Origin of the sequence: Bacillus cereus group sp. BfR-BA-01522, assembly GCF_022662635.1 — a bacterium.
GTDB classification, from domain to species: Bacteria; Bacillota; Bacilli; order Bacillales; family Bacillaceae_G; genus Bacillus_A; species Bacillus_A cytotoxicus.
This window is the reverse complement of the sequence record NZ_JAKUDY010000005.1, coordinates 1-25,228: the sequence shown is the minus strand read 5'-3', so window position 1 is coordinate 25,228 and position 25,228 is coordinate 1. Positions and strand designations below refer to the sequence as shown.

Genomic DNA, 25,228 nt, shown 5'->3' with positions numbered 1-25,228 from the left:
GAGGACAAACATAAGCGAGGAGTGCATTATGCCATCAGGAAAAACACATACGAAAATCAACTTACTTTCTCTTCCGATTGTTTTGTTACTGCTTATTTCGTATGGTCTAACAAATTTTGATTTTCTCTTAACGTTTGCCATTGGCTTTTTAGTAGGTACATTTTTTTTAACACCGGATTTAGATATCCATAGTAGTGCTTATAATAAATGGGGATTACTTCGAATTTTTTGGTACCCGTACCAATGTATTATGCCTCATCGTTCTTTTTTGACTCATACAATTATAATTGGTGATCTCATTCGTATATTGTACATGTTATTCGTTTTCTCTCCACTTTTATACATAGTCAATCGAACTGTATTGGATGGAAAATTAGTTGATATGGCGAAAGAACATGAAGTAGGATTGATAACATTTGTACTAGGAGTTATTGCCGCTAGCACATTGCATATTATCGCGGATCAATTCAATACACGACGAAGAAAACTGATGAGAAGAAAAAAGAGAAGACGAAGAAGGTAGAACCTGTGTCACAAGGTCGTAAAAATGACTTTTTGACACAGGTTTTTCTTTTGGGTTAGCAGCATAAAATCACAAGTCTTTTTTAAAAAGGGAGTAAAGCTGAAGAAGAAAGCAGACAAATATCAATTCGTGTGCACAATGAAACATATAATCAAACGTTTGTTTAAAATGAATTTATCGTACTCTCGTTTCAAATAATAAAATTTTCAAAAAGCGTTTTTAAAATAAAAAAGGATGTGGTAAAGTATAGATATAAATGAAAACGTTTTCTTAAGTGTCTTATTTTTATCTTAAAGGTATGATGACCATACAGTATGCTGATAAGGTTATGGATATGTGAAAAAGGGATTATAGAAAGGGAGAGGGACAATGAACACATGGACACAAGTTTATGATCCGTTCGGGAACATTTGGATTTCCGCAGCGGTGGCACTTATTCCAATTATCTTTTTTTTCTTGGCTTTAGCTGTTTTTCGTATGAAGGGGTACGTAGCAGGATTTATTACCGTTGTATTAACAATTTTGGTAGCGCTATTTGTATATAAAATGCCATTTACAATGGCGATGGCGGCAACTGGATATGGTTTTCTATATGGGCTATGGCCAATTGCTTGGATTATTATCATGTCGGTATTTTTGTATAAAATTTCTGTGAAAACAGGACAGTTTGATATTATTCGTGCATCTGTATTATCCATTACAAATGATCATCGTTTACTTGTCATTTTAATCGGTTTTTCATTTGGAGCATTTTTGGAAGGAGCAGCAGGATTTGGAGCACCAGTAGCCATCACAGCAGCGCTTCTAGCAGGACTTGGCTTAAATCCTTTATATGCAGCAGGGCTTTGCTTAATTGCAAATACAGCGCCAGTAGCATTTGGAGCAATGGGAATACCGATTACAGTTGCAGGGCAAGTAACAGGTATTGATCCTCATAAAATTGGACAAATGGCTGGGCACCAATTGCCATTCTTATCGTTATTTGTTCCGTTCTTTATTGTATTTTTAATGGATGGTTTCAAGGGAATAAAGCAAACATGGCCGGCGTTATTTGTAGCGGGGGGTTCTTTTGCAATTACACAATTTATTACGGCGACATTTTTAGGACCAGAACTTCCAGATATTACATCAGCGCTTGTCAGCTTAGTATCTTTATCGCTATTTTTAAAAGTATGGCAGCCAAAAGAAGTGTATCAATCGAATCAAGCAAATGTGGAAGCTGCAGCAACAGCGGAAGCTTCATCGATGCCAAATTTAACAGGTAAAAAAGTTGTGAAAGCTTGGTCGCCATTTATTATTTTGACTGCTATGGTAGTGATTTGGAGTCAAGATTTCTTTAAAGCATTATTTGCTCCAGGTGGGGCGTTAGAAAGTTTTGTCATGAAGTTTGAAATTCCGGGTCTGCACAATTTAGTCATGAAGGCAGAACCAATTGTAAATAAACCAACGCCTTATGAGGCTGTATTAAAATTTGATATTGTATCGGCAACCGGAACAGCTATTTTAATCGCATGTATCATTTCCATTTTTGTATTAAAAATGAGTGCAAAACAAGCGGTTGAAACATTGAAAGAAACATTACAAGAATTAAAAATGCCAATTTTATCTATTGGATTTGTATTAGGCTTTGCATTTATTGCGAATTATTCTGGTCTATCATCTACACTTGCACTAGCGTTAGCTGGAACAGGAGGATTATTCCCGTTCTTCTCGCCATTTCTTGGCTGGATCGGCGTATTCTTAACAGGATCAGATACATCGGCAAATGCGCTATTCTCGAACTTACAATCGATTACAGCGCAGCAAGTAGGTGTAAAAGAAGTATTACTTGTTGCGGCAAATACGACAGGTGGTGTAACGGGGAAAATGATTTCTCCGCAATCGATTGCAATCGCGTGCGCAGCAGTAGGACTTGCAGGAAAAGAATCCGATTTATTCCGCTTTACAGTAAAACATAGTTTGTTCTTTGTCATTATCGTTGGAATTATGACGTATGTACAAGCTTATTATTTAACGTGGATGATACCGTAAAAGTGTAAATTGATTTGCATTTTTCAGATTATAGTGTATGATAGAAAAGTATTAAAAATTAAATCAGTGATAAACTAGGGGTGCCCAATGTATGCGTGGGCTGAGAGAGAAGTACGCAAACTTCTTAACCCTTTGGACCTGATCTGGCTCGTACCAGCGTAGGGAAGTTAATGGCTTTACATAATGATGACTTTTATGAGCCAGGTCCTTATTTTCTTATGGACCTGGCTCTTTTTCATTTTGCATGCGCTGGTTACAAGTTGAATCTCGTCCTTGTCACATGTAAAGCGGAGCCGACTGTTTCGTCTTAGTGTATAAAGTTCTTCCGCATAGAAAGTGTTTTTTTACTTTCTTGTGCGGAAGATTTTTAGACGTGAGGGGCTAGAAGGTGAAGCTGGATTCAAGAAATGCGGAGCTGACTGTTTAGCAGCTGAAGGGAGAATCGAATTTTCTAGGTAAAGTAGATTTCTTGAAATGATAAAGGGGAGGAAACAAAAATCATGAAACAATCTGTTTCAGCTGAGCAAATTGAATTAAAGTCGAGTTTACCAGGGAGTAAGAAAGTGTATGTGGAGGGGTCACGTGAAGGTATGAAAGTGCCGATGCGTGAGATTGAATTAAGTGACACAAACGGAGTGCCAAATTCCCCGATTCGTGTATATGATACGAGCGGTCCCTATACGGATCCAGAATATAAAGTGGAACTCGAAAAAGGGATTCCAACTCCTCGTCGCAATTGGATTATAGAACGCGGAGATGTAGAGGAGTATGAGGGACGCGAAATCAAGCCGGAAGATGATGGTGTAAAAGCTGCTTCGAACCATACACCTGTGTTCCCGCAAATGGATCGTAAACCTCTTAGAGCAAAGAAAGGTGCGAATGTCACGCAGATGCATTATGCTCGTAAAGGGATTATTACATCTGAGATGGAATATGTTGCAATTCGTGAAGGGGTAGAACCGGAGTTTGTTCGAAAAGAGATTGCCGAAGGACGGGCCATTTTACCAGCGAATATTAACCATCCAGAAGCAGAACCAATGATTATCGGCCGTAATTTCCATGTGAAAGTAAATGCGAATATCGGAAATTCTGCTGTTTCGTCTTCGATTGCCGAAGAAGTAGAAAAGATGACATGGGCAACGCGCTGGGGTGCGGATACAATTATGGATTTATCAACGGGGAAAAATATTCATACAACGCGCGAATGGATTATTCGTAATGCCCCTGTACCAGTTGGGACAGTACCGATTTACCAAGCGTTAGAAAAGGTACAGGGGATTGCTGAAAACTTAACTTGGGAAGTATACCGCGATACATTAATTGAACAAGCGGAACAAGGTGTGGATTATTTTACAATTCACGCGGGCGTATTATTGCGCTACATCCCGCTCACAGCAAAACGCATGACGGGAATTGTTTCACGCGGCGGATCGATTATGGCGCAGTGGTGTCTATACCATCATAAAGAAAACTTCTTGTATACTCATTTTGAAGAAATTTGTGAGATTATGAAACAGTATGATGTTTCCTTCTCTTTAGGAGATGGGTTACGCCCAGGATCTATTGCAGATGCAAATGATGAAGCTCAGTTTGCAGAGCTTGAAACGTTAGGGGAATTAACGAAAATTGCTTGGAAGCATGATGTGCAAGTCATGATTGAGGGGCCAGGGCACGTACCGATGCATTTAATTAAAGAAAATATGGAGAAAGAAATAGATATTTGTCAAGGTGCGCCTTTCTATACGCTGGGGCCTTTAACAACAGATATCGCACCAGGTTATGATCATATTACTTCTGCAATTGGTGCAGCGATGATTGGATGGTTTGGGACTGCGATGCTTTGTTATGTAACACCGAAAGAGCATTTAGGATTGCCAAATAAAGATGATGTTCGAGAAGGTGTGATTACTTACAAAATTGCAGCGCATGCAGCTGACCTTGCAAAAGGACATAAAACAGCGCAACAAAGAGATGATGCGTTATCAAAAGCGCGCTTTGAATTCCGTTGGCGCGATCAATTCAATCTATCGTTAGATCCTGAAAGAGCAATGGAATTTCATGATGAAACATTGCCAGCAGAAGGAGCGAAAACAGCTCATTTCTGTTCGATGTGTGGCCCGAAATTTTGTAGTATGAAAATTTCACATGATATTCGGGAGTATGCAAAAGACAATAATTTAGAAACGACAGAAGCAATTGAAAAAGGAATGAAAGAAAAAGCAAAAGAATTTAAAGAGGCTGGTAGTCACTTATATCAATAATGACGTTCGATGTTTTTGAGAGTTGTTTATCGCAACCTTCTCATGTATGCAAGATAGGGTATGAATGTTCTAAAAATAGAAATATGTACGATTTTGAACACCTTTTCCTTCATTGATTACATGTACCTAACTTTATAATAGAGAAGCCCCCTTTGCTAAGACGGTAGCAAAGGGGGCTATTGTGTTTTACAGATGAAAGAAAGAGAATAATAAGCTGAGTGTTACTTTGAAACGGTCTTTTTGCATGTCTTACTTCTCCTTTAAAAATGTTCGATCCTTTAGGAAGAGGTTCCAGAAGAAGATAAAGCCTGGAAGTAAGATTGCGATACCGATTGCATAAAGGATAAGTAAAGCATAGAATGTTTCTTTCGTTGTAAAGCTTGTGAACACGGTGATATCTGGATAAATAATATATGGTAAATGGGCTACGCCATAGGCATAACTTGCGAAAGCATATTGAGCAACGACTGCTAAAACAGCAATGCGAGGCCAACCGAGAGAATCGTGCTTTTTATTTGACCACCATAGAGAGGAATAACCGATAACAAATAAAATAATAGATATCGTGAACCATGGGAATTGTTTCATTAATCCTTGCATAAGCCAATGTGTTTCTGGATCCATGACCACAAGGGCAATGATAGCCGTAACAAGAGTAGCTGGTCCGAGTATAATGGCATTCCGTCTATAAAGACGGTATGTATCTTCTGAGCGGCGTTCTCTAGCAAAATCAGCTAGGAAAAGTGAAGATAAAAATAGCTCAGAAGTTAATCCAAATAGCATATAACAATAAATAACAGGACTGGATAAAAGTTTACTATATAAGAGAACTTCTTTGCCTCCGCTCGTTGAAATATAGGCACCTTCTGTTACTGGTAAAACAGTAATCAGTAAGGCTGGAATAAGCAATCCTGTAATACCGGAAATAAAGCGTAAAGTATGTTCATATTTCGGGACAGAATAGGCAAATACCATAAATGTACTACGAATAGAAATGAGAACTAAAATGAGTGTAACAGGTACAAACATGACGGTAGCGAGTGTAAAAGCTGCTTTAGGAAAAAAACCAAGAAAAGCAACGACAACAAATACGAGAAACGTATTCGTTACTTCCCAAGTTGGTGATAAATAACGGTTAGCAAGTTTAGCAGCAAGCGTTGGATGTTTTGCATACACCATGCCCCAAAAACCCGCTCCAAAATCAATGGAACCTAAAATACTGTATACGAAAATAAGAGCCCATAAGATGATGATGGCAATACTAGCTTCATGCATGCGAGTCTCCTCCTTGCGGGTGTAAATCATTTTTTAATGGATGTCTTTTAAAGAATGTTCGAAGTACAACAATAGTTAAAAGACCGAGTCCAATGTATAAAATAATAAATAAGATGAATAACGGTCCAACGAAATCGGCACGTGTGGCCGCGTCAACGGTCCGCTGCATGCCGTAAATAGTCCAAGGTTGTCGGCCGCTACAGCTAAAGATCCACCCAAATTCAATGCCAAGCATCATAATCGGTCCGCATGCAACAGTAGCCCATAGTAACCATTTTGGTAATTGTGCGCCTTTCTTTCGATAAATAAAGTACCAGTAAAGAAGTGCGATTACTGCAACTGCAAAAGTAAATACAGCTGAACCTACCATTAAGTTGAAAAAGGTGTGTGTATAAAATGGGGGCCATGTTTCCTGTGGGAATTCATTTAACCCTTTTACAACCGTGTTAGGATCGAGGCCAACTAATAAGCTCAGCATATTTGGAATTTCTAACGCATATCGCAGCTTATTGGTTGCGGAATCTACAAATCCACCAATCGCAAGGGGCGCATGTGATGTCGTTTTAAATAAAGCTTCTGCCGCTGCTAATTTTTCTGGTGAATGGTTATGTAAGGCAATCGCAGATTCGTGCCCAGAAATCCACATAATTGCTCCTGTTATACACGTGACGACAAGTCCTAAAAATAACCCTTTCTTATGATAGACAATTTCTCGCTTGCTCGTATTTCTTTTTAATAATTTAAAAGCCCCAATCGCCGCAATAACAGCTGCACCTGTTGCATAAGCTGTAATTACGACATGAAAGGAACTTGTGAAAAAGCTTGGGTTAAAGAAAGCTTTCCAAGGGTTTACATTGTAGACAGAACCATCTGGATTCATAGAAAATCCCGCTGGTGTATTCATCCATGTATTTGCTGATGTAATTAATACAGCGGAAGCAGTCGCACCAAGCATGACAAGAAAGAGCGAAACAAGTCTCATCATTGGAGGTAATTTATCCGCTGCGTATACGTAAATAGACATAAATAAAGCTTCTAAAAAGAAGGCGAAAATTTCAATCTGAAAGGGAACGGAAATAACTTGGCCGACAATTTTCGCGAATCCAGGCCAAAGAAGTGAAATTTGTACACCTACAATTGTTCCAGTCGGAATCGCCACGCCAAGAAGAATAGCGAAAGCTTTTGTCCAACGCTTTGCCATGATGGCATAATCGGAATCTTTTTTTAAGTGGTATAATACTTCACTGATGAAAATCATTAAAGAAAGCCCGATTCCAAGCGTTGCAAAAATGATATGGAATGCTAATGATGATCCAAAGAAAGCCCGTGATAATGTAACAGTATCCATAATTCTACTCCTCTACATTTTTGCCATTATTTTCTGATTGGATTGGTAAATTTATTCAAAAAATCTTAGAATATATCTGTATTTTAAAAAAATGAATATGATAGTATTGTGTTGAAAAATTCAGAAAAAAGAAAAGGAACATTTCGTTTGTGTTTTAGAACAAAATCTTTTATAATTCTTTTTGCGAACATAGGTTCTGTTTTAGGGGTCAGCTGAAGCAAATAGAGTAAAGAAGTTCATATGAAACGGAGGAGATGTTTTATGTATCCTGAGGTCATTAATAAAATGGCGTTTTCAAAAAAACATAAAGACTTGTTACTAAAATTATATAATAAAGAGATTACACGGAAAGAATATGACCATCTTGTACAATCATTATATAGACCTACAAAAAAAGCGTAAGGAAGAGCCTGTCTAAAAGTATAACTTTTGGACAGGCTTTTTTTAATAAGTATTTAGTCGGTTCACGAATATTTATCTTAATTGAAAAAATATAGTATAAAGATTTTTCGTTCATGTATGTTCCTATACAATTACGGTTAATCTGGTTGAGGAGGTGAGAGAATTTGAACAAACGCCTGTACATTTGGACTGGAATAATTGTGTTATTGTTGTTGGGGGGATTAGTTTTTTTGACTGCATTCCAAGGGAACCGGACTGAGCACTTTATTTTGAGGCATATGTTTAACGAAAATGGTTCAATTGCGACATATCGGATATCTGATCCAAAAGAGGGGAAGAATGAGGCCACTGGCCGCGAAGCATTGTCAGAATCAGCGGGGCTTTGGCTACAATATGCTCTTGATCAAGATGATCAATCGTTGTTTGACGAGCAATTAAAGGTGCTTCAAAATTATTTCATACAGAAAGACTATATTGTTTTATGGAAAATTTCTGAAATGGGGAAGAAGCAATCCGCAACAAATGCACTTATTGATGATTTACGCATTATTGAGCAGTTATATCGTGCATATGATATGTATAAAGAAGAACGCTATAAGCGTCTTGCTGATCAATTGAGTGATGCTGTACTTCGTTTCAATAAAAGAGGAAAGCAGTATGTTGATTATTATGATGCGGACAATCGCATACAAAATAACTTTTTAACGACATCTTATATAAATCCACATGCTTTTTATTATATGAAGAAATATGGAAAAATTTCAGCGACGCATTATGAAGAAATCGTTCAATTTTTAGCAGATTACCCGCGACAGAATTGGGCATTTCCAAAAGAATATAAAGAAGATGGTACATTTCGATATGACAAGATTGTAAACTTAATTGATCAATCCTATGTAGCATATCACCGTAGTTTGGGAGGAATTACATCAGAGGCTTATTTTGCATTTATTAAGAAGAAATTCCAGCAAGATGGAAAGTTATATGGTCGTTATCATTTAGAAACAGGAGAGCCAGCAGTTGACTATGAATCACCAGCTGTATATGGATTAACAATTTTATATGTATTGAAAACAGGGGACATAGAGTTTGCGAAAACATTGTATGCGCGGATGAATGAATTTCGAAATGATAGTGTATTCAGCAGATTTTACGGTGGCTATGTAACCGGAAAAGATAACAATACTCATATTTTTGATAATATATTACCGCTCTTGGCTGAGACGGAATTGAATAAGAAGAAGTAAAAAACAATGCCATCTTCATCTGAAAAGATGGTATTGTTTTTCTTTTTATTACCTTGATTTATTGTATATAATAAGGAGCTTTGCAGTACTTTAAACGCGGGAAGCATTTTATATGATGACGTTCATCTTCTTTTCAATAGATGAGATGATGTGAAGGGCAAACAACAGAAAAGCAGAGGCCTGCTGCCTCTGCTTTTTTGTGAAATATTATGCGAATTTATTTTTTATCCAATTCTTTCCTTCAACAAGACGAGCTGTCATTACGGCACAAGCGTTATCTGCTGTTACGTTTAACATTGTTGCTGGTGGATCGATGATTGTACTAATTGCCGCAATAATTGGAAGAGCTTCTGGTGGAAAGCCGTATAGAGAAATAATTAACATTTCACCAATCATACCGCCACCAGGAATTGCGCCCATTACGGTTCCTACTAATAGGGAAACAACAAGTGCAATCGCTAATGTCTTTGGACTTGAGAAGTCCATATTGAAAATCCCAAATAAGAACGAGATTTTTAACACACCACCTAAAACAGAGCCATCTTTATGAAGTGTAGAGCCAAGAAGGACAACTGTTTCACGAACATCAGAAGAAATTCCCATTTTTTTCGTGGCTTCTAGGTTTGCTGGAATACTTGCGGCACTACTACAAGTTGCAAGTGATGTCACTGTAGGAGAGACCATGTTCTTCCAAAAGATTTGTACGCCTTGTTTGCGGCCTGCAAGGTAGGCATAAAATGTAAATGCAATAAAGAAATACACGAAAGATGATGGATAATATACCATCGCAGCGCGGAAATATGTTCCGAGAAGCTGCGGTCCAAATTCACCAACTAATGCGGCAAAGTAAGCTCCAAGTCCAATTGGAGCGTAATACATAATGAAAGATACGACTTTCATTGAGATTTCAGCACCAGCTTGTAAGAATGTTGCAAATGGTTTTCCTTTTTCACCAACCGCTGAAGTTGCAATCCCCATTAAAATAGAGAAGAAAATAAGAGCTAACATATTTTCGCGAGATAGCAACTTAGAAAAGTCTGATACTGTAAGAATACCAACGATTTGCTCAGCAACACTAGCCCCTTTTTCAACTTTATCAGGCTGCGTTAGTTCTAATACAACACCTTGTGCAGGTGGGAAGATTTTCACAACAATAATCATAAAAATTGCAGCGATAATACTTGTAAATAAGAAAGTCCCAGCCATGCTAGATATAATTTTTCCAAAGCGTTTTAAACCATCCATATTGGCAATCGATGATGCGATACTAAAGAACACAAGAGGTACCACAATCGTAAACATTAAGTTTAAGAAAATGTCACCAAGCGGCTTTAAAGCAACCGCATCAGTGCCCATGAAATACCCAATGAAGCCACCAATTAGGATGGAAGATAATAAAATAATGGGAAAGCGATAAGCTTTCATATTTATACCCTCCTATCAAATAAAAAATCATACTGAACTATTATAGCGAGTTGCAGCTCTCTTTACTAGGAAAATACAGATAGATAGAATAGCGTGAAAACAGGGAAATTTTTGTTTTTATGCTTGGTATAACGTATGAACTCTTGACAGATATCTTGGTAAGCTAGTAGCTACTTAGATTTATCATAAGAAAGAAGCACTTCCAAGATACAATGAGTTTATAGTAAATTGATTCGGAGAAAATTGGTAAAAAGCATTAGGGTATCCAGTTGGAGTAACATTTAATATAATGTCTTTAATAGAAAGTGTTGGAATCGCTTACATTCCAAGCGAGTAGTATAAAGTAGATGCGCTGGCGGCAGGGGCATGATCACTTACTTTTTTTTTACTCGCAACGCCGCATTAGGTGACACATATTATATCTTATGCGCAAGAGAGCATAATTCCTACGGCGTTAATGGGGAGCCAAAGGTTACTTTAAAATGCCAGAAACAGTTCCGTCAGTTGTTATATGATCATTTGTAGCGCTTGCTTCAGATTTTGGTTTAGAACAAACAAGTTTCTGAAGCATTCATAATATAGTAGGAGAGGCTTTGCAATAGAGTAGGGAAATTGTGGCGAGACCGAGCGGTGCAGTTGTACCGTGGACGACACTGATTCTTTTTAGCGGTTGTCTTACGAATTGTGAACTTTGTACTCGCGTTTTTCATTGATTTGTCGTTCTTGAACATGTGAGACAAACAAAAAATAGCTGAAGAAAAGGGGAGTAGGGAATTCAAATGGATACGTTAGAAACGCAAGCTTTTCATTTAATTTTACACGGAGGAAATGCAAGAAGTTATGCGATGGAAGCAATCAGTCATGCTAAGCATGGAGAATTTGAGGAGGCAGAAGCTAACATACAAAAGGCGCTTCAAGAGTTACAGAAAGCTCATAGCTTACAGACAGATTTAATTCAAAGAGAAGCTGGCGGAGATCAAACAAAGGTTACATTGCTTATGGTTCATGCGCAAGATCATTTAATGAATGCGATTACAGTGAAAGAATTAGCTAGTGAGTTTATTGCATTATATAAGAAAATAGCGGAAGAATAGAAAAAACCTGTGCTTTTGGCGCAGGTTTTTCTGTTTACTCTTCGCAATATCAAATATATCGGCGATTCTCCCCCATTTATCGGCGCAAGTTAAAATATATCGGCGATTCGACACTAGATATCGACCAGTCGACAAATTTCATATCATACCGTTATGTGTTAAAAGTGTGTTATCTCACAACACACTATCCATATTTTGGCGACACACTAATTGAAAGCGGTAACACACAATGGAAATACATATAAAAAGTGTTGATTTTTATATGTTTATAAAAGTTGGCACGAGAATTGCATAAATAAAAGACGTAAAGAAAAATAAAAAATAATTTACAACTATAGGAGGACTTATTTATGAATATTTTACTTTGCTGTTCAGCAGGAATGTCTACAAGTTTACTAGTTACAAAAATGGAAGCAGCTGCAAAAGCTCGTGGTCTAGAAGGAAAAATTTGGGCTGTATCCGGTGATGCAGTAAAAAACAATATTGATGAAGCAGATGTATTATTACTGGGACCGCAAGTTCGATACATGCTATCTTCTTTGAAATCGCTTGCAGATGAAAAGAATGTTGGAATCGATGTAATTAATCCAATGCACTATGGCATGATGAATGGAGAAGCAGTATTAGATCAAGCGTTAACACTTAAAAAATAATTAGGGAGGGAAATGAAATGCAAAAGTTTATTGCATTTATGGAGAAGTACATTGTTCCAGTTGCTGGTAGAATCGGATCGCAACGCCATTTAGCAGCGATTCGTGATGGATTTATTGCGGTTATGCCATTGATTTTAGTGGGGGCACTTGCATCACTTGTGAATGGTTTTCCATCTGAAGTTTTCCAAAATTTTATGAAAGATACATTTGGTGAAGTTTGGAAAGATGTTGGAGGTGGAATGTGGACTGGTTCATTTGCAATTTTGGCGCTGAGTGTAGCATTTACGACAGCTTATAACTTAGGGAAATCTTATAATGTGGATGGATTGTCAGCAGGTCTTATCTCATTTTGTTCTTTAATTATTCTGACTCCCGTAACTCCAAAAGAAGGCGGTTTGAACTTCCTTTGGACAGGTGCTCAAGGTTTATTCGTAGCAATTATTGTCGCACTTCTTGTAACGGAAGTATTTCGCTTCTTTGTACAAAGAGAAATAACTCTTAAAATGCCAGATGGGGTACCACCAGCGGTTATTCGTTCTTTTGCCGCATTAGTTCCAGCATTTGTTATTTTAACAGTTGTATCATTTATTGCATTAGCAGTGAAATTAGCAGGTACAAGTGTTCATGAGTTCATCTTCCATACACTTCAAGTACCATTACAAAACTTAGCAGGTTCATTACCAAGTGCAATTATTGTTGTTTTATTCGTTCATGTACTTTGGTTCTTTGGATTACATGGCCCAAATATTGTGGCAGGTATTATTGAGCCATTGTATTTACCGGCATTAGAGAAAAATATTAAATTATTCCAAGATGGCACATCTGCATTTGATGTTCCGAACATTATTACAAAACCATTCTTTGATACTTTCGTATATCTTGGTGGTTCCGGAGCAACATTAGCATTCTTAGTTGTTGTACTAATTGTCGCAAAAAGCGCACAATTACGCGGTGTATCTCGTCTGTCAATTGGACCGGGTGCATTTAATATTAACGAACCAGTTATTTTTGGTACACCAATTATTTTAAATCCAATTTTGTTCGTTCCGTTTATTGTTACACCAATTGTACTTGTTATTACTTCTTATACAGCTATTTATTTCGGATGGGTACCAAAAACAGTTGCAATGATTCCTTGGGCAACACCACCAGTTATTAGTGGTTATCTTGTAACAGGAGGACATATTTCTGGTTCAATTCTACAATTATTTAACTTTGTTCTTGCGATGGTAATTTACTATCCATTCGTTGTATTATGTGATCGCTCTGTTGTACGCACTGAAAAGGCAGCAGCGCAAGGAAACGATCAATCTGTACCTATGTAATCATGATTGTTCTCACAGGTTCATATAGTCTGTGAGAACAATTACTTTCTAAACAAGAAAACATCTGGAAGAATATTAAAATAAAATAATAAAAATGTAATAGAGAGGTTCAAGCTGAAAGGGTGTCAAGCTTGAATGAAATAGAGAGGGCGGTAATGATGATGACTACAGCAGAACAAATTCCATTTCAATTAATTTTACACAGCGGAAATGCAAGAAGTTATGCAATGGAAGCATTGCAATATGCAAAGCAAGGAGATTTACAAGCGGCAGATGAGGCAATGGGGAGAGCGAAAGAAGCGATTAATGAAGCACATCATTTTCAAACAGAACTCATACAATCAGAAGCAAGAGGGGAAAAAACAGAGATTAGTGTCCTTTTAATTCATGCACAAGATCATTTAATGAATGCAATTACAGTAAAAGAATTAGCAACAGAATTTATTGATCTATATAAAAAGCTAGATGCGAAAGGGGAGTAAAGTATGGAAGGAATTAAAATTGCTACAATTGGTGGTGGCTCTAGTTATACACCAGAGTTAATAGAAGGATTTATTAAAAGGTATGATGAATTGCCAGTTCGTGAAATTTGGTTAGTTGATATTGAGGCTGGAAAAGAAAAGTTAGAAATTGTTGGTAATTTAGCGAAACGAATGGTGAAAAAAGCTGGCTTACCAATTGATATTCATCTTACATTAGATCGCCGTGCAGCATTAAAAGATGCAGACTTTGTTACAACGCAGCTCCGCGTTGGTTTATTAGAAGCGCGCGCAAAGGATGAAGCAATTCCGTTAAAATATGATGTAATCGGTCAGGAAACAAATGGCCCTGGTGGTCTATTTAAAGCGTTGAGAACGATTCCTGTTATTTTAGATATTTGTAAAGATATGGAGGAGCTTTGTCCAAATGCTTGGTTAATTAACTTTACAAATCCAGCAGGCATGGTAACGGAAGCTGTGCTTCGTTATACAAATATTGAAAAGGTAGTTGGACTATGTAACGTTCCAATCGGCATTCGTATGGGTCTTGCAAAACTTCTTGAAGTGGATGCAAGCCGTGTACAAGTTGATTTCGCAGGTTTAAATCATATGGTTTACGGATTAGATGTGTATTTAGATGGGGTAAGTGTGATGGATCGTGTGTTAGAACTTGTAACGGATCCAGAAAACCAAATTACGATGGAAAATATCGCTGCTCTTGATTGGGAGCCAGATTTTATTCGTGCACTGCGTGCGATTCCATGTCCATACCATCGCTACTATTATAAAACACGTGAAATGTTAGAAGAAGAAAAACAGGCTTCTTTAGAAAAAGGAACACGTGCAGAAGTGGTGAAACAATTAGAAGCAGATTTATTTGAACTATATAAAGACCCAAACCTAGATATTAAACCACCGCAATTAGAAAAAAGAGGCGGCGCGTATTATAGTGATGCGGCATGTAGTTTAATTACATCTATTTACAATAATAAAGGTGATATTCAGCCTGTAAATACGAGAAATAACGGTGCAATCGCAAGCTTACCGCACGATTCTGCTGTTGAAGTAAACTGCATCATTACAAAGGATGGCCCAAAACCATTGACGGTCGGTGACTTACCAGTTCCAGTTCGCGGTTTAGTACAGCAAATTAAATCCTTTGAACGTACAACAATTGAAGCAGCTGTTACAGGGGATTATCATAAAGCACTGCTTGCAATGACAATTAACCCACTTGTACCATCAGATAAATTGGCAAAACAAATTTTAGATGAAATGTTGGAAGCGCATAAAGAACATCTTCCGCAGTTCTTTAAAAAAATAGAGAAATAAAAGCGGTGCTTACTAAGCCCGCTTTTTTTCTTGAATCAGGAGGGGACAGGATGATTCAATTAATTGTAAACGCAGATGACTTCGATCTTTCAGAAGGGACAAATTACGGGATTATTCATGGTCATATAAATGGAATTGTGAATTCGACAACAATGATGATGAACATGCCAGCAGTAGAGCATGCGGTTCGTTTAGCAAATGAATATCCATCATTAGGAGTAGGGGTACATCTCGTTTTAACTGCTGGAAAGCCGCTCCTTACGAACGTTCCATCCCTCGTAGATGAAAAAACGGGATTATTTCATAAGCAAAGTATTGTAAGAGAAGAGAAATTTAATCCAAAAGAGGTTGAGAGAGAATGGACTGCTCAAATTGAAAAGTTTTTATCATTTGGATTACGATTCACGCATCTAGATAGTCATCATCATATACATAGTTTGCCCCTCTTACATGATGTCATGAAGCGATTGGCAGCTAAATATAACGTGCCCGTTCGGCGCTGCGAAGGGGAAAGAGCGGTGTTTCCATTTTCAGATGTGTTTTTTTGTGACTTTTATAGCGCTGGTGTGCAGAAAGATTATTTTCTAAAATTAAAAGAACGTGTGAAAGATGAGCAAACTGTGGAAGTTATGGTACATCCAGCTTATATTGATCCGGAGCTGATGAAGCGATCTTCTTACGTGATGGACCGCGTAAAAGAACTGCAAATTTTAACAGAGACTCGCTTACCAGAAGGAATAGAGCTTGTAAAATTTTAAGAATGAAAAAAGGCGGCTTCATAAAAGAAGTCGTCTTTCTTCAAAGGATTATCTAAAGAAAATGAAAATTTAAGTGCGTGATATAAGGCGGGTCGTTGCTTTGTAAAGATTTTATAAATGTATGAAACGGGGAATGCAAGGGAAAAGGTCATAATTGATTATGCCTTAGCAATAAATTAGTTACAGGAGTGTATCAAGTAAATTTTATATAAGGAGAATGTTGCGTGTATGACAAAACATTTCTTTGCTAGATTAAAAGGAGAGAGGGAAGTCCCCCCTGTAAATACGAACGCTTATGGTGTAGTCGAGCTTATTTTTAATAGTGACTTAACGAAAATTCATTATAGGGTAATAGTAAAGGAAATAGAGAAAGTGATATCATGTCAAATCCATCTCGGAAGAAAGAATCAAGTGGGGCCAGAAGTTTTGTTTTTATATGGACCTGTGAAGCATGGGATAAGTGTAGATCAAGGAATTGTTAAAGGGGCATTAACGACTGAAGATTTAGAAGGGCCTTTACAAAGACAGACATTTGAACAGCTTTTGAAAGAAATCGAACGTGCAAATGCATATGTGAATGTTTGTACGGAAACCTTTAAAAAAGGGGAGATACGCGGAAGAATAAGAAAGATTAAGAAACGCCCGTGAAGTTTCACGGGCTTTCGTTTGTTTCATGATCTTTTTCCGGTTGATTCTTGATGAAGAAGTCCATCACATAAAATACTTCATCATCTGGAATGTTTACTGTAAATGTATTTTCAATTGGTTGCAGCGCTTTTTTTACTTTCATGTACATCCAGTATTGGTCTTGGCGACGAGTTTCTCGATCTGGATAAGGAAGGAGACTCTCTCCTTTTTGAAGACGGTCAATCATACAGCTCATATGTAAGATGACGCCCATTAGGCTATCGGGATTTAGCTGTAAGGAGGTGAGCTCTTGAATTGTATTTAATGCATAACGAATCGTCTTAATCATGAGTGCTCCGTCATCTCGCTGCATTTGTTGTCCGAGAATATCAGCCATTTTAGCGTATGTTTCTTCATACGTAATAAGTTCTTGAATTGGCTGAATGGCTTTATAGTTTACGATATCTTGGAAATGGTAAGTTAAGCATGGTACTTGCACATCGAAATTGGTCACAATACAAATGATATTTCGTTCCTTTTTTATATTCTCAAGCATCTTTGTTAAATCTTTTTGATGAACGATGCTAATGGGGATAATTTCAATTAAATTTTTATCAAAGCGCAAATAATTTTCAAGCATCTTTTGAATAGCAAGCGCGCTTCCTTCGCCAGTTAGGCAGGCCGTTAAAATAACGGATTTCATTGGAGATAGTGGTTTTTTCTTTTCTTCGTGTACGTGTAAATAAAAAGGTGTTAAATTTTTTACGGTTTCATATAAAGCATCCAATGAATAGCCGAGCTGGGCCTTTCGAGCGGCTTCTAATACATGCGGTGTACTCGTCATAGAAAGGACGCGAACTGGAATTTGAAATTCAGTTTCTAATATATCCCCTATATAAGCGAGCGATCCCATATCTACAAGTAAGAGAAGTCCGTTTATATGTTCAAGTGTTCGCATATAGACTTTCACGCGCTCTAAAAAGCTTTTTGGCGATTCTTGCAGCGGCATATCGATGCCAGTTACTTCATGCATACCAAGAAGTTCATTGGCGACATTAGCCATTTCAGTTGCAATACCATTTCCGTGAGCTAAAATTAAGACTTTTACTTCTGCTTGTGAGGCAGGAAGTGGATCAACAACGAAAAACATTGTTAAAAATCCAGCTTCGTCAATTGGCATCGTGATTTGTAATTCGTCTTCTAAAACTTGAAGGCACTTCATTGCTACAGAGAAAGCTTCTTTATATTTTGTTCGAATTTGGTTTAGCTGTGGGTGATGGATTTGTTTCCCGCTTCGTATTCGTTGTAAAGTTGTCTGTACATGCAAATTTAAAGCAAGAAATACCTTTTCATCAAAAGTCTTAGATAAGTGTTTTTCTACTAGTGAGGCAATTTTTTCACATACAGAAACAATGCAATGGTCCACAATTTTAAATACATTTTCATGATTGGTTGTTTTAGACATTTGATGAAAATATTGAACGAAGAAGCTTTGAATATCATTTTCAATGAGCAGCTCTAGTTCAGCTTCTTCAATACCTTGAGCTTGAAGTTCTTCATATTTATGATCGATGTACTCATAAATAGATGTACGTTGATTGTCTAGTTCGTGCTTGCTCCACCCTTTATCACTTGTAAATAAAAACGTTTCATTTGGCACTTGGTATAAGTGACGGCTTTTTCTTTCAATAAAGAGCCCTTCTTTTATATACCATGGCAAATCGGTACTCGAGACGCGGACAGATTCTCGTTTTTTTGTTACAAAATCAGAATAGGCTTTTGCACATGCGATTTGGACGTCTGCTTTCAATTGTCCGATATTATTTGGACATTGATAAAAGACGAGAGCGCGCATTGCATTTGGACTAACATGTATGTTTTTTCTGAGACGAATGGCTTCATTTGTAAAAAAAAGCTGTAAAAGTGTAAAGCGTTCTTCATATGTTCGTTCGCGAAGCGGTGGCAATGTGATAGTCATTGGAATTCGTCTTGTAAATGTTTTTAATAAAAATGAATTTGGTTCTTCTGTTGTTGCTGCAATAATTAATACTTTTGCCTTACGTTCATTTTCTGTTTCGCCAAGGCGACGATAGACACCACGATCGATAAACGTGAAGAGCATTTCTTGTCCTTCTGGCGGAAGACGATGTACTTCATCTAAAAATAAAATGCCTTCATGGGCCTTTTCAATTAATCCTTTTTGCTCATTTGCACCAGTGTAAGCACCCTTTTTGATTCCGAAGAGTTGTCCAAGTAAAAGCTGTGGATTATTCGCATAGTCAGCACAGTTAAAAATAATAAAGGGTGCGTCTTTTTGCAGTTGATTGACTTCAATTGCGTATTCGTGCATTAAGGAGGCAAACATAGATTTTCCAACACCTGTTTCTCCAAGTAGTAATGTATGCATACCATTTGGCGGATAGAGTACGGCAGCTTTTGCTTTTTCAATTGCAATTTTAAGACTTGTGTTTTCTTTTGCGAAATTGTCAAGTGCGGTGCTACCCGTTGAAGGCGTTTCTAATAGATGATTTAACTCTATATAGAAACGAACAGGTCTTGTATTTGTTTTACATAATCGTCCATCTTTCACGAGTTTATTTAAATCGCTGCTCACATTTGCACGGTCTAGCTGTAAAAGTGTAGCCAAATCAGATGCTGTTACGCCCTCTGTGTAATTCCCCTTCTGTATTGCATCATAGATGAGGTCAATTCGTTTCATTTTTCTTCACCTCGAAACTTCATCACTATTTAAAATTGTACACAAAAATGAGAAGGGGGGAAAGAGAAAAAACAAACAGCTCTAGTATATATACTAAAGCTGTTACAATCTTGTGTCTTTCCAAAAGTTTACCTCTACATGGGAGGAGGGACTATAAGAAAGAAGTGTATAACCCTTTGATTGAAGATAATCAATTACTTTAGGAAGGATTTGTACGGTGACACTTGAATCATGCATTAAAATTACTTCTACTGGTTCGTCACTTTGGTTCATCACACGTTCTAGAACCGCAGAAGGATTATTGTAGCTTTTCCAATCATATGTATCAATGGTCCAATCCCACAATTTATAATGAGCAGAAACGAGTGCATCTCGATAGTTCTTTTTTAAATATGGCATGCTGCCATAAGGAACACGAACGAGACGGGAGTTTAACTTTGTTACTTGTTGGACAATTTTTTGGGCTTGCATCATTTCAGAAATTAAAATGGATGGATCTCCAGTATATAGACGTTTTGCATCATGGGACATACTATGGAGTCCGATGTAATGTCCCTCCCTAATTAAACGTTTCGTTGTTTGGGGATAACGAGATACTCTTCCACCAATAACAAAGAAGGTAGCTTTTGCATTTTTTTGTTTTAAGATGTTTAAAATTTGTGATGTATATTTGTTTGGTCCATCATCAAATGTTAAGTACGCAATTTTTTGTGGAAGTGCAGCAGTCTGGATAGTAGAACGATGTTCAACTAGAGAGTTCGTCGCTGCTTCAATATAAGATGCTGTACATATTATCATAGCTAAAAGTATTATTACACATTGACATACTCGCTTCATCATCATACTCACCCTCAGTTTCGCAATCAAAGATGCAAGAAGGAATAGAGAGGTTCTTCTCATAATCTTCTTTATATGTATATTTTTATCCAATCTATTCACTCTCAAACGAAGTATATTTTGGAAATAAAAATAGCATCCTCTCTTAAAAAGAAAGGATGCTATTTGAATATTTCGTAGTAATAAAGGCAATACTATTATTATTCTTCACGTTTTTTCACTTTTTTATAAAAGGAAATAATTGGTTTATAGCGTTCGTGCACAAGACCAATTATTTCAGCGACGATTTCAGTAAAGAAAATCAAAGCGAATAAAAGAATAATCGATAACCATAATGTTGCGCTCGTGAAGATGATGGCATTTACGCTAAAGAAAATGCCAAATGCATAAATGATGAGTACCGTTGTTCGATGCGAGAATCCCATCGCTAATAGACGGTGATGTAAATGCGATTTATCTGGCGCAGAAATTGGTTTTTTATTTACAATACGTCTAATAATCGCAAATGCCGTATCGAAGACAGGAACACCTAAAATGATAATAGGAACAATGAAACTGAATAACGTTACGCTTTTGTATAGTCCAAGTAATGATATAACAGAAATGCAATATCCTAAAAATAGTGCACCTGTATCTCCCATAAAGATTTTTGCTGGATGGAAGTTGTAGAACAAAAAGCCAATTGTACTTGCAAGCGCGATAAGTGCTAATGGTAAGATGATGACTGCCCCAGTTCCCATTGGACTGGTAAAGGCCATATATGCCAATGTTGCAAGAACAATGGAGGAAATACCAGCTGATAAGCCATCTAATCCATCAATTAAATTGATCGCGTTTGTAATACCGACAATCCAAAATACGGTAATTGGATATGCAAGTAGTCCAAGTTCTGTATCTCCTAAGAATGGAATATAAAGGACTTGGATTAACAGTTGACTCTTTGCAATTAGTATTGCAACTAATAGTTGTCCACCGAATTTTACTTTTGCTGATAATTCATACATATCATCTAAAATCCCAATGATAACGATGATAACAGCACCTAAAGTTATTGATAGCATTCTCTGCTCATATAATCCACTAACAATAAATCCTACAGCTACACCAATGAAGATTGCCAGTCCACCGAGACGAGGCATAATTTTTTGGTGTACTTTACGTGCGTTTGGCTTATCTGTTGCTCCAATTTTAAAAGCTAATTTGATAACGAACGGAGTGACTACGAGTACAGTAATGAAAGAGGCCAAAACTGCATAAATCACTTGTGAGTTCATTAATACCCCACCTTTGATAATTTAACTTAATTTCTAAATGTTTTATCTGAAAATTATGATGTTTGTTTGCAGGCTCATAACATATGGTATCACAAAAAGAGTAGAATTCAATCTTTTTTTCTATTCACTGCAATTGGAAATAGATAAAATATATGACAAATATCATGTCAATGAAATATGTTGTAACGTTTCTGTAACACTTTTTACTATAGAGTAAAAAGGGGGCTTTTCATCCCTGATTGATGATTAGGCTTCATCAATCAGACTTTTACGTACCCCCTCATTTCCGCCTATTTTCCTTGTTTCTCTCTGAATCTTGAGGTAAGACGAGCCGTTTCAACTTCTTTCGTTTTATATGTGTAGTGACGTGCTACTCGTTTGTATCATAATTTCTTTACTATAAGTGTTACACGTTAGAATACGTACATTTCACGTTAAAATATGGAAGTTTACATAACATGTGACGATATATTTGTAAAAAATATAAAAAAAGAGATGGTTTTTTACGAAATTTTAAAAAAGAAAGAAAAGACGGTTCATATAATAGAAGTCGTATCTCACTTTTCCTTCATCAAAATGATTGCTCCTATGTCGTATTTAGAAGTATCACGATTGTGTACTGATCTGTGAAAGGAGGAAGCACAGGGACCCTTTTATGTATGTCAGCACATTTCATGATAGTCACTCTGTGTAAAAAAATGAAATGAAAATTACAGTGGTGGGTGCGGATTATGTTGGATTAATTACGGGGATTGGGTATTCTGTTATCTGTTTTGATATAAAAAGAAAATAGAGCGAATACAGCAAGGAGACATGCGGATTTATGAACTGGGTTTGGAGCGCTTAGTAACGTTAATGAATAAAAAAGGCCGTTTCGCATTCACTTCTAGCAAAAGGGAGGCATTTACGCATTCGGATTACATCTTTATTGCGGTAGGAACGCCTTCTTTGCCAAATGGAACTGCTGATTTAACTTATATTCAGAATGCTTGTTATGATATTGGGACATATGTAAATCGAGATGTCATTATCATTACCAAAAGTACAGTTCCTGTGGGAACGAACGAGTTAATAAAGAAGTGGATGTATAAGAATGTATGTAGCCAGCACCAAATAGAAGTAGTGTCAAATCCGGAATTTTTACGAGAAGGTTCAGGCGTATATGACTTTTTTTATAACAAATCTCCGTAGTGCAGAAATGATTAACTATGCATCGAATGCTCTTTTAGCTACAAAAGTTAGCTTTCTTAATGAAATATCAAATATATGTGAGAAAACCGGGGCAAATCTAATAGAAGTGGAGATGGATAAGCGCATTGGTTCTTCTTTCTTACAGGCCGGTATTGGCTACGGAGGATCATGTTTTCCGAAAGATACTAGGGCACTCGTTCAAATTTCTGGAAATGTTGCCCATGACTTTAAATTATTAAAGGCTGTTATTGAGGTGAATCATAATCAACAAAGATTGTTAATTGAGAAAGCAAAACAAGGGATAGATATGGAAGGAAAAAGAATAGTCGTGTTAGGAGCATCTTTCAAACTAAATACAGATGATATTCGAGAGGCCCCATCCTTGTCATCATACAAGAATTAATCAAGATAGGAGCGAACGGCGTTGTATACGATCCACAAGCCCTTTCTCATCCTCAAGCAAGTATTTGGTGACGAAATTCAATATGAAGCAATAGTTGGAACTTATGCAGCGTTTATTGTAAAAGAGGGGGAAGCGATTCACAAGTATCCATTAGCAAGATATATTGCCTTTATCAGTTCCCGACAGAATACTTCCACTTCAAAGAATGTGTAGGGTGTAGCCCAATGAGTAAGTGGGAGATGAATGTCGATTGGCATTAGCCAACATCTTTGCTACAATACATGTAGAACGAATTCAAGCGTGGTTGCTTGTTGCGTAAATAGAACTTGTCTGGTGGCTGTCGTTCGCCTCCACCATTCGAAAGTCGCAAAAAGGATAAACTATCAAATCTGTGGCACGAAAACCAAGTGTCAGACCCCAAATAAGACTGTAAATACCATACGAATTTCGTATTAACCGTAGGAACTACGGGGGGAGCCTACTAAATAACCGATGGGTATATCGGTGTTCGTAGGAATCCTCCACTTCAAGCGTTAGCTAAGTGGGGGGAGTTCAATTGATGGGAGAAATTGTTATACTGATGAGGATGTGAAGAAACATAAAATCGATTATTACTCGATAGGAAGAAAGAGTATTTGTAATCGTAATGTTTCAATTATTGTCTAATGAAGCACTTACTTTTGCTTCGCTTTATTTTTGTCTATAATCAAGTATAGTAGTGACATTGTGTAATTTGTGAAAGAAAAGAGGCAGTGAAATGACTGAACGTTTAAAAGTAATGACGATTTTCGGAACACGTCCAGAAGCGATTAAAATGGCACCTCTTGTATTAGAGCTGCAAAAGCATCCAGATAAAATTGAATCGATTGTGACTGTAACAGCGCAGCATCGTCAAATGCTGGATCAAGTATTAAATATTTTTGGAATTACACCAGACTTTGATTTGAATATTATGAAGGACCGTCAAACTTTAATTGATATTACAACACGTGGTTTACAAGGTCTCGATCAAGTAATGAAAGAAGCAAAACCGCATATCGTTCTTGTTCACGGTGATACAACAACGACATTTATTGCGAGTCTTGCGGCTTTTTATAATCAAATTCCTGTTGGTCACGTTGAGGCAGGACTTCGTACGTGGGATAAGTATTCTCCGTATCCAGAAGAAATGAACCGTCAATTAACAGGTGTGATGGCTGATCTGCATTTTTCTCCAACAGCAAAATCAGCAACAAATTTACAAAAAGAGAATAAAGACGAGTCTCGTATTTTTGTAACAGGAAATACGGCAATTGATGCACTAAAAACAACTGTAAAAGAAACATATAGTCATCCTGTTCTAGAGAAGCTTGGTAACGACCGGCTTGTTCTTATGACTGCGCACCGTCGCGAGAACTTAGGTGAACCAATGCGCAACATGTTCCGTGCAATTAAGCGCCTTGTTGACAAACATGAAGATGTACAAGTTGTATATCCGGTTCATATGAATCCTGTTGTACGTGAAACAGCTAATGACATTTTAGGAGAGCATAATCGCATTCATTTAATTGAACCGCTAGATGTAATTGATTTTCATAATGTTGCAGCTCGCTCTTACTTAATACTAACAGATTCAGGTGGTGTGCAAGAAGAGGCGCCATCTCTTGGGGTGCCAGTTCTTGTTCTGCGCGACACGACAGAGCGTCCAGAAGGAATTGAAGCTGGTACATTGAAATTAGCAGGCACAGATGAAGAAACGATCTTTACACTTGCGGATGAGTTATTATCAAATAAGGAAGCGCATGATAAAATGGCGCAGGCATCCAACCCTTACGGTGATGGTCGTGCTTCAGAACGTATTGTAGAAGCAATCTTACAACATTTTAATAAATAACGAGAAAAAGAGCCGATTGAGTAGTAATCTGTACCCTTTGTAAAGGACATTTAAAAAAAAGTTAGGCAGCCGCGAGAAGATGATTTCTGTATTCAACAGGAGTCATCTTCTTTAAATTCCACTGATATCTATGCTGGTTATGGTATTTCAT

General features: G+C 37.2%; 20 protein-coding genes, 2 pseudogenes and 1 riboswitch. Of the genes and pseudogenes, 15 read left to right on the top strand and 7 right to left on the bottom strand.

The genetic code is table 11. The features are described from left to right. Positions 1 to 28 precede the first annotated feature (28 nt). The 3 genes from MR059_RS09005 to thiC all read left to right on the top strand — a co-directional run bounded on the left by MR059_RS09005 (position 29) and on the right by thiC (position 4,815). Entirely contained in the window at positions 29 to 523 is a 495-nt protein-coding gene (locus MR059_RS09005) for a metal-binding protein (protein WP_012096211.1), read from the top strand. A gap of 369 nt (positions 524 to 892) precedes the next feature. Continuing rightward, positions 893 to 2,554 carry a lactate permease LctP family transporter gene (locus MR059_RS09000; RefSeq protein WP_012096210.1) on the top strand — a complete coding sequence of 554 codons (1,662 nt, stop codon included), beginning with the start codon at positions 893 to 895 and terminating at the stop codon, positions 2,552 to 2,554. A gap of 66 nt (positions 2,555 to 2,620) precedes the next feature. Beyond that, a riboswitch (TPP riboswitch) is annotated at positions 2,621 to 2,736 on the top strand. Between the two features lie 318 nt (positions 2,737 to 3,054). Further along, positions 3,055 to 4,815, top strand: coding sequence for a phosphomethylpyrimidine synthase ThiC (thiC, locus tag MR059_RS08995; RefSeq protein ID WP_242161726.1), 1,761 nt, complete (start codon positions 3,055 to 3,057; stop codon positions 4,813 to 4,815). Positions 4,816 to 5,064: 249 nt separating this feature from the next. Here thiC and MR059_RS08990 read toward each other — a convergent pair whose 3' ends face one another. Both MR059_RS08990 and MR059_RS08985 read right to left on the bottom strand, forming a co-directional pair. After that, a complete protein-coding gene (locus MR059_RS08990; RefSeq protein WP_012096208.1) occupies positions 5,065 to 6,090 on the bottom strand; it encodes a cytochrome d ubiquinol oxidase subunit II in 1,026 nt (341 codons plus the stop codon). Further along, positions 6,083 to 7,438, bottom strand: coding sequence for a cytochrome ubiquinol oxidase subunit I (locus MR059_RS08985; protein WP_242161725.1), 1,356 nt, complete (start codon positions 7,436 to 7,438; stop codon positions 6,083 to 6,085). Before MR059_RS08985 ends, MR059_RS08990 begins: the two co-directional genes overlap by 8 nt. A 261-nt stretch (positions 7,439 to 7,699) precedes the next feature. Between MR059_RS08985 and MR059_RS08980 the strand changes: the two genes are divergently transcribed. Both MR059_RS08980 and MR059_RS08975 read left to right on the top strand, forming a co-directional pair. After that, positions 7,700 to 7,840 carry a hypothetical protein gene (locus MR059_RS08980; RefSeq protein ID WP_012096206.1) on the top strand — a complete coding sequence of 47 codons (141 nt, stop codon included), beginning with the start codon at positions 7,700 to 7,702 and terminating at the stop codon, positions 7,838 to 7,840. Positions 7,841 to 8,004: 164 nt separating this feature from the next. Beyond that, positions 8,005 to 9,087 carry a transcriptional regulator gene (locus MR059_RS08975; RefSeq protein WP_087095570.1) on the top strand — a complete coding sequence of 361 codons (1,083 nt, stop codon included), beginning with the start codon at positions 8,005 to 8,007 and terminating at the stop codon, positions 9,085 to 9,087. Positions 9,088 to 9,294: 207 nt separating this feature from the next. Here the strand turns inward: MR059_RS08975 and MR059_RS08970 are convergent, their stop codons facing one another. After that, entirely contained in the window at positions 9,295 to 10,512 is a 1,218-nt protein-coding gene (locus MR059_RS08970) for a dicarboxylate/amino acid:cation symporter (protein ID WP_012096204.1), read from the bottom strand. Between the two features lie 199 nt (positions 10,513 to 10,711). Here MR059_RS08970 and MR059_RS08965 point away from each other — a divergent pair. The 8 genes and pseudogenes from MR059_RS08965 to MR059_RS08930 form a co-directional block, all read left to right on the top strand. Continuing rightward, positions 10,712 to 11,075: pseudogene (locus tag MR059_RS08965) on the top strand (PTS cellobiose transporter subunit IIC); the annotation flags it as partial. 216 nt (positions 11,076 to 11,291) lie between these two features. Next, entirely contained in the window at positions 11,292 to 11,606 is a 315-nt protein-coding gene (locus tag MR059_RS08960) for a PTS lactose/cellobiose transporter subunit IIA (RefSeq protein WP_012096203.1), read from the top strand. A 350-nt stretch (positions 11,607 to 11,956) separates the two neighbouring features. Beyond that, on the top strand, positions 11,957 to 12,259 hold the full coding sequence (locus MR059_RS08955) for a PTS sugar transporter subunit IIB (RefSeq protein WP_012096202.1): 303 nt from the start codon (positions 11,957 to 11,959) through the stop codon (positions 12,257 to 12,259). Between the two features lie 17 nt (positions 12,260 to 12,276). Continuing rightward, entirely contained in the window at positions 12,277 to 13,584 is a 1,308-nt protein-coding gene (gene celB / locus MR059_RS08950) for a PTS cellobiose transporter subunit IIC (protein WP_087095568.1), read from the top strand. A 158-nt stretch (positions 13,585 to 13,742) separates the two neighbouring features. Continuing rightward, positions 13,743 to 14,066 (top strand): PTS lactose/cellobiose transporter subunit IIA, encoded by a 324-nt coding sequence (locus MR059_RS08945; RefSeq protein WP_087095567.1) that lies wholly within the window; start codon positions 13,743 to 13,745, stop codon positions 14,064 to 14,066. A gap of 3 nt (positions 14,067 to 14,069) precedes the next feature. Continuing rightward, the gene (celF, locus tag MR059_RS08940) at positions 14,070 to 15,395 is read left to right on the top strand and encodes a 6-phospho-beta-glucosidase (protein WP_242161724.1); all 1,326 of its coding nucleotides are present in this window, start codon (positions 14,070 to 14,072) and stop codon (positions 15,393 to 15,395) included. Positions 15,396 to 15,445: 50 nt separating this feature from the next. Next, a complete protein-coding gene (gene chbG / locus MR059_RS08935; protein WP_242161723.1) occupies positions 15,446 to 16,153 on the top strand; it encodes a chitin disaccharide deacetylase in 708 nt (235 codons plus the stop codon). A 228-nt stretch (positions 16,154 to 16,381) separates the two neighbouring features. Then, complete coding sequence (locus MR059_RS08930) at positions 16,382 to 16,801, top strand: CHRD domain-containing protein (RefSeq protein WP_087095566.1); 420 nt, start codon at positions 16,382 to 16,384, stop codon at positions 16,799 to 16,801. A 4-nt stretch (positions 16,802 to 16,805) separates the two neighbouring features. Here MR059_RS08930 and MR059_RS08925 read toward each other — a convergent pair whose 3' ends face one another. The 3 genes from MR059_RS08925 to MR059_RS08915 all read right to left on the bottom strand — a co-directional run bounded on the left by MR059_RS08925 (position 16,806) and on the right by MR059_RS08915 (position 21,610). Beyond that, positions 16,806 to 19,499: a sigma-54-dependent transcriptional regulator gene (locus tag MR059_RS08925; RefSeq protein ID WP_242161722.1), complete on the bottom strand. Its 2,694-nt coding sequence runs from the start codon at positions 19,497 to 19,499 to the stop codon at positions 16,806 to 16,808. Between the two features lie 102 nt (positions 19,500 to 19,601). Next, positions 19,602 to 20,339 (bottom strand): polysaccharide deacetylase family protein, encoded by a 738-nt coding sequence (locus MR059_RS08920; RefSeq protein WP_210351852.1) that lies wholly within the window; start codon positions 20,337 to 20,339, stop codon positions 19,602 to 19,604. A gap of 197 nt (positions 20,340 to 20,536) precedes the next feature. Beyond that, positions 20,537 to 21,610 carry a glycosyltransferase family 4 protein gene (locus MR059_RS08915; protein ID WP_012096194.1) on the bottom strand — a complete coding sequence of 358 codons (1,074 nt, stop codon included), beginning with the start codon at positions 21,608 to 21,610 and terminating at the stop codon, positions 20,537 to 20,539. Between the two features lie 703 nt (positions 21,611 to 22,313). Between MR059_RS08915 and MR059_RS08910 the strand changes: the two are divergent. Then, positions 22,314 to 23,369 (top strand): annotated as a pseudogene (locus MR059_RS08910) (UDP-glucose dehydrogenase family protein); the annotation flags it as partial. 592 nt (positions 23,370 to 23,961) lie between these two features. Further along, complete coding sequence (gene wecB, locus MR059_RS08905) at positions 23,962 to 25,077, top strand: non-hydrolyzing UDP-N-acetylglucosamine 2-epimerase (protein WP_012096193.1); 1,116 nt, start codon at positions 23,962 to 23,964, stop codon at positions 25,075 to 25,077. Between the two features lie 61 nt (positions 25,078 to 25,138). On the opposite strand, the gene MR059_RS08900 is transcribed toward wecB, so the two are convergent. Further along, the coding region (locus tag MR059_RS08900; RefSeq protein WP_180566373.1) for an IS3 family transposase at positions 25,139 to 25,228 on the bottom strand (90 nt) is incomplete at its 5' end.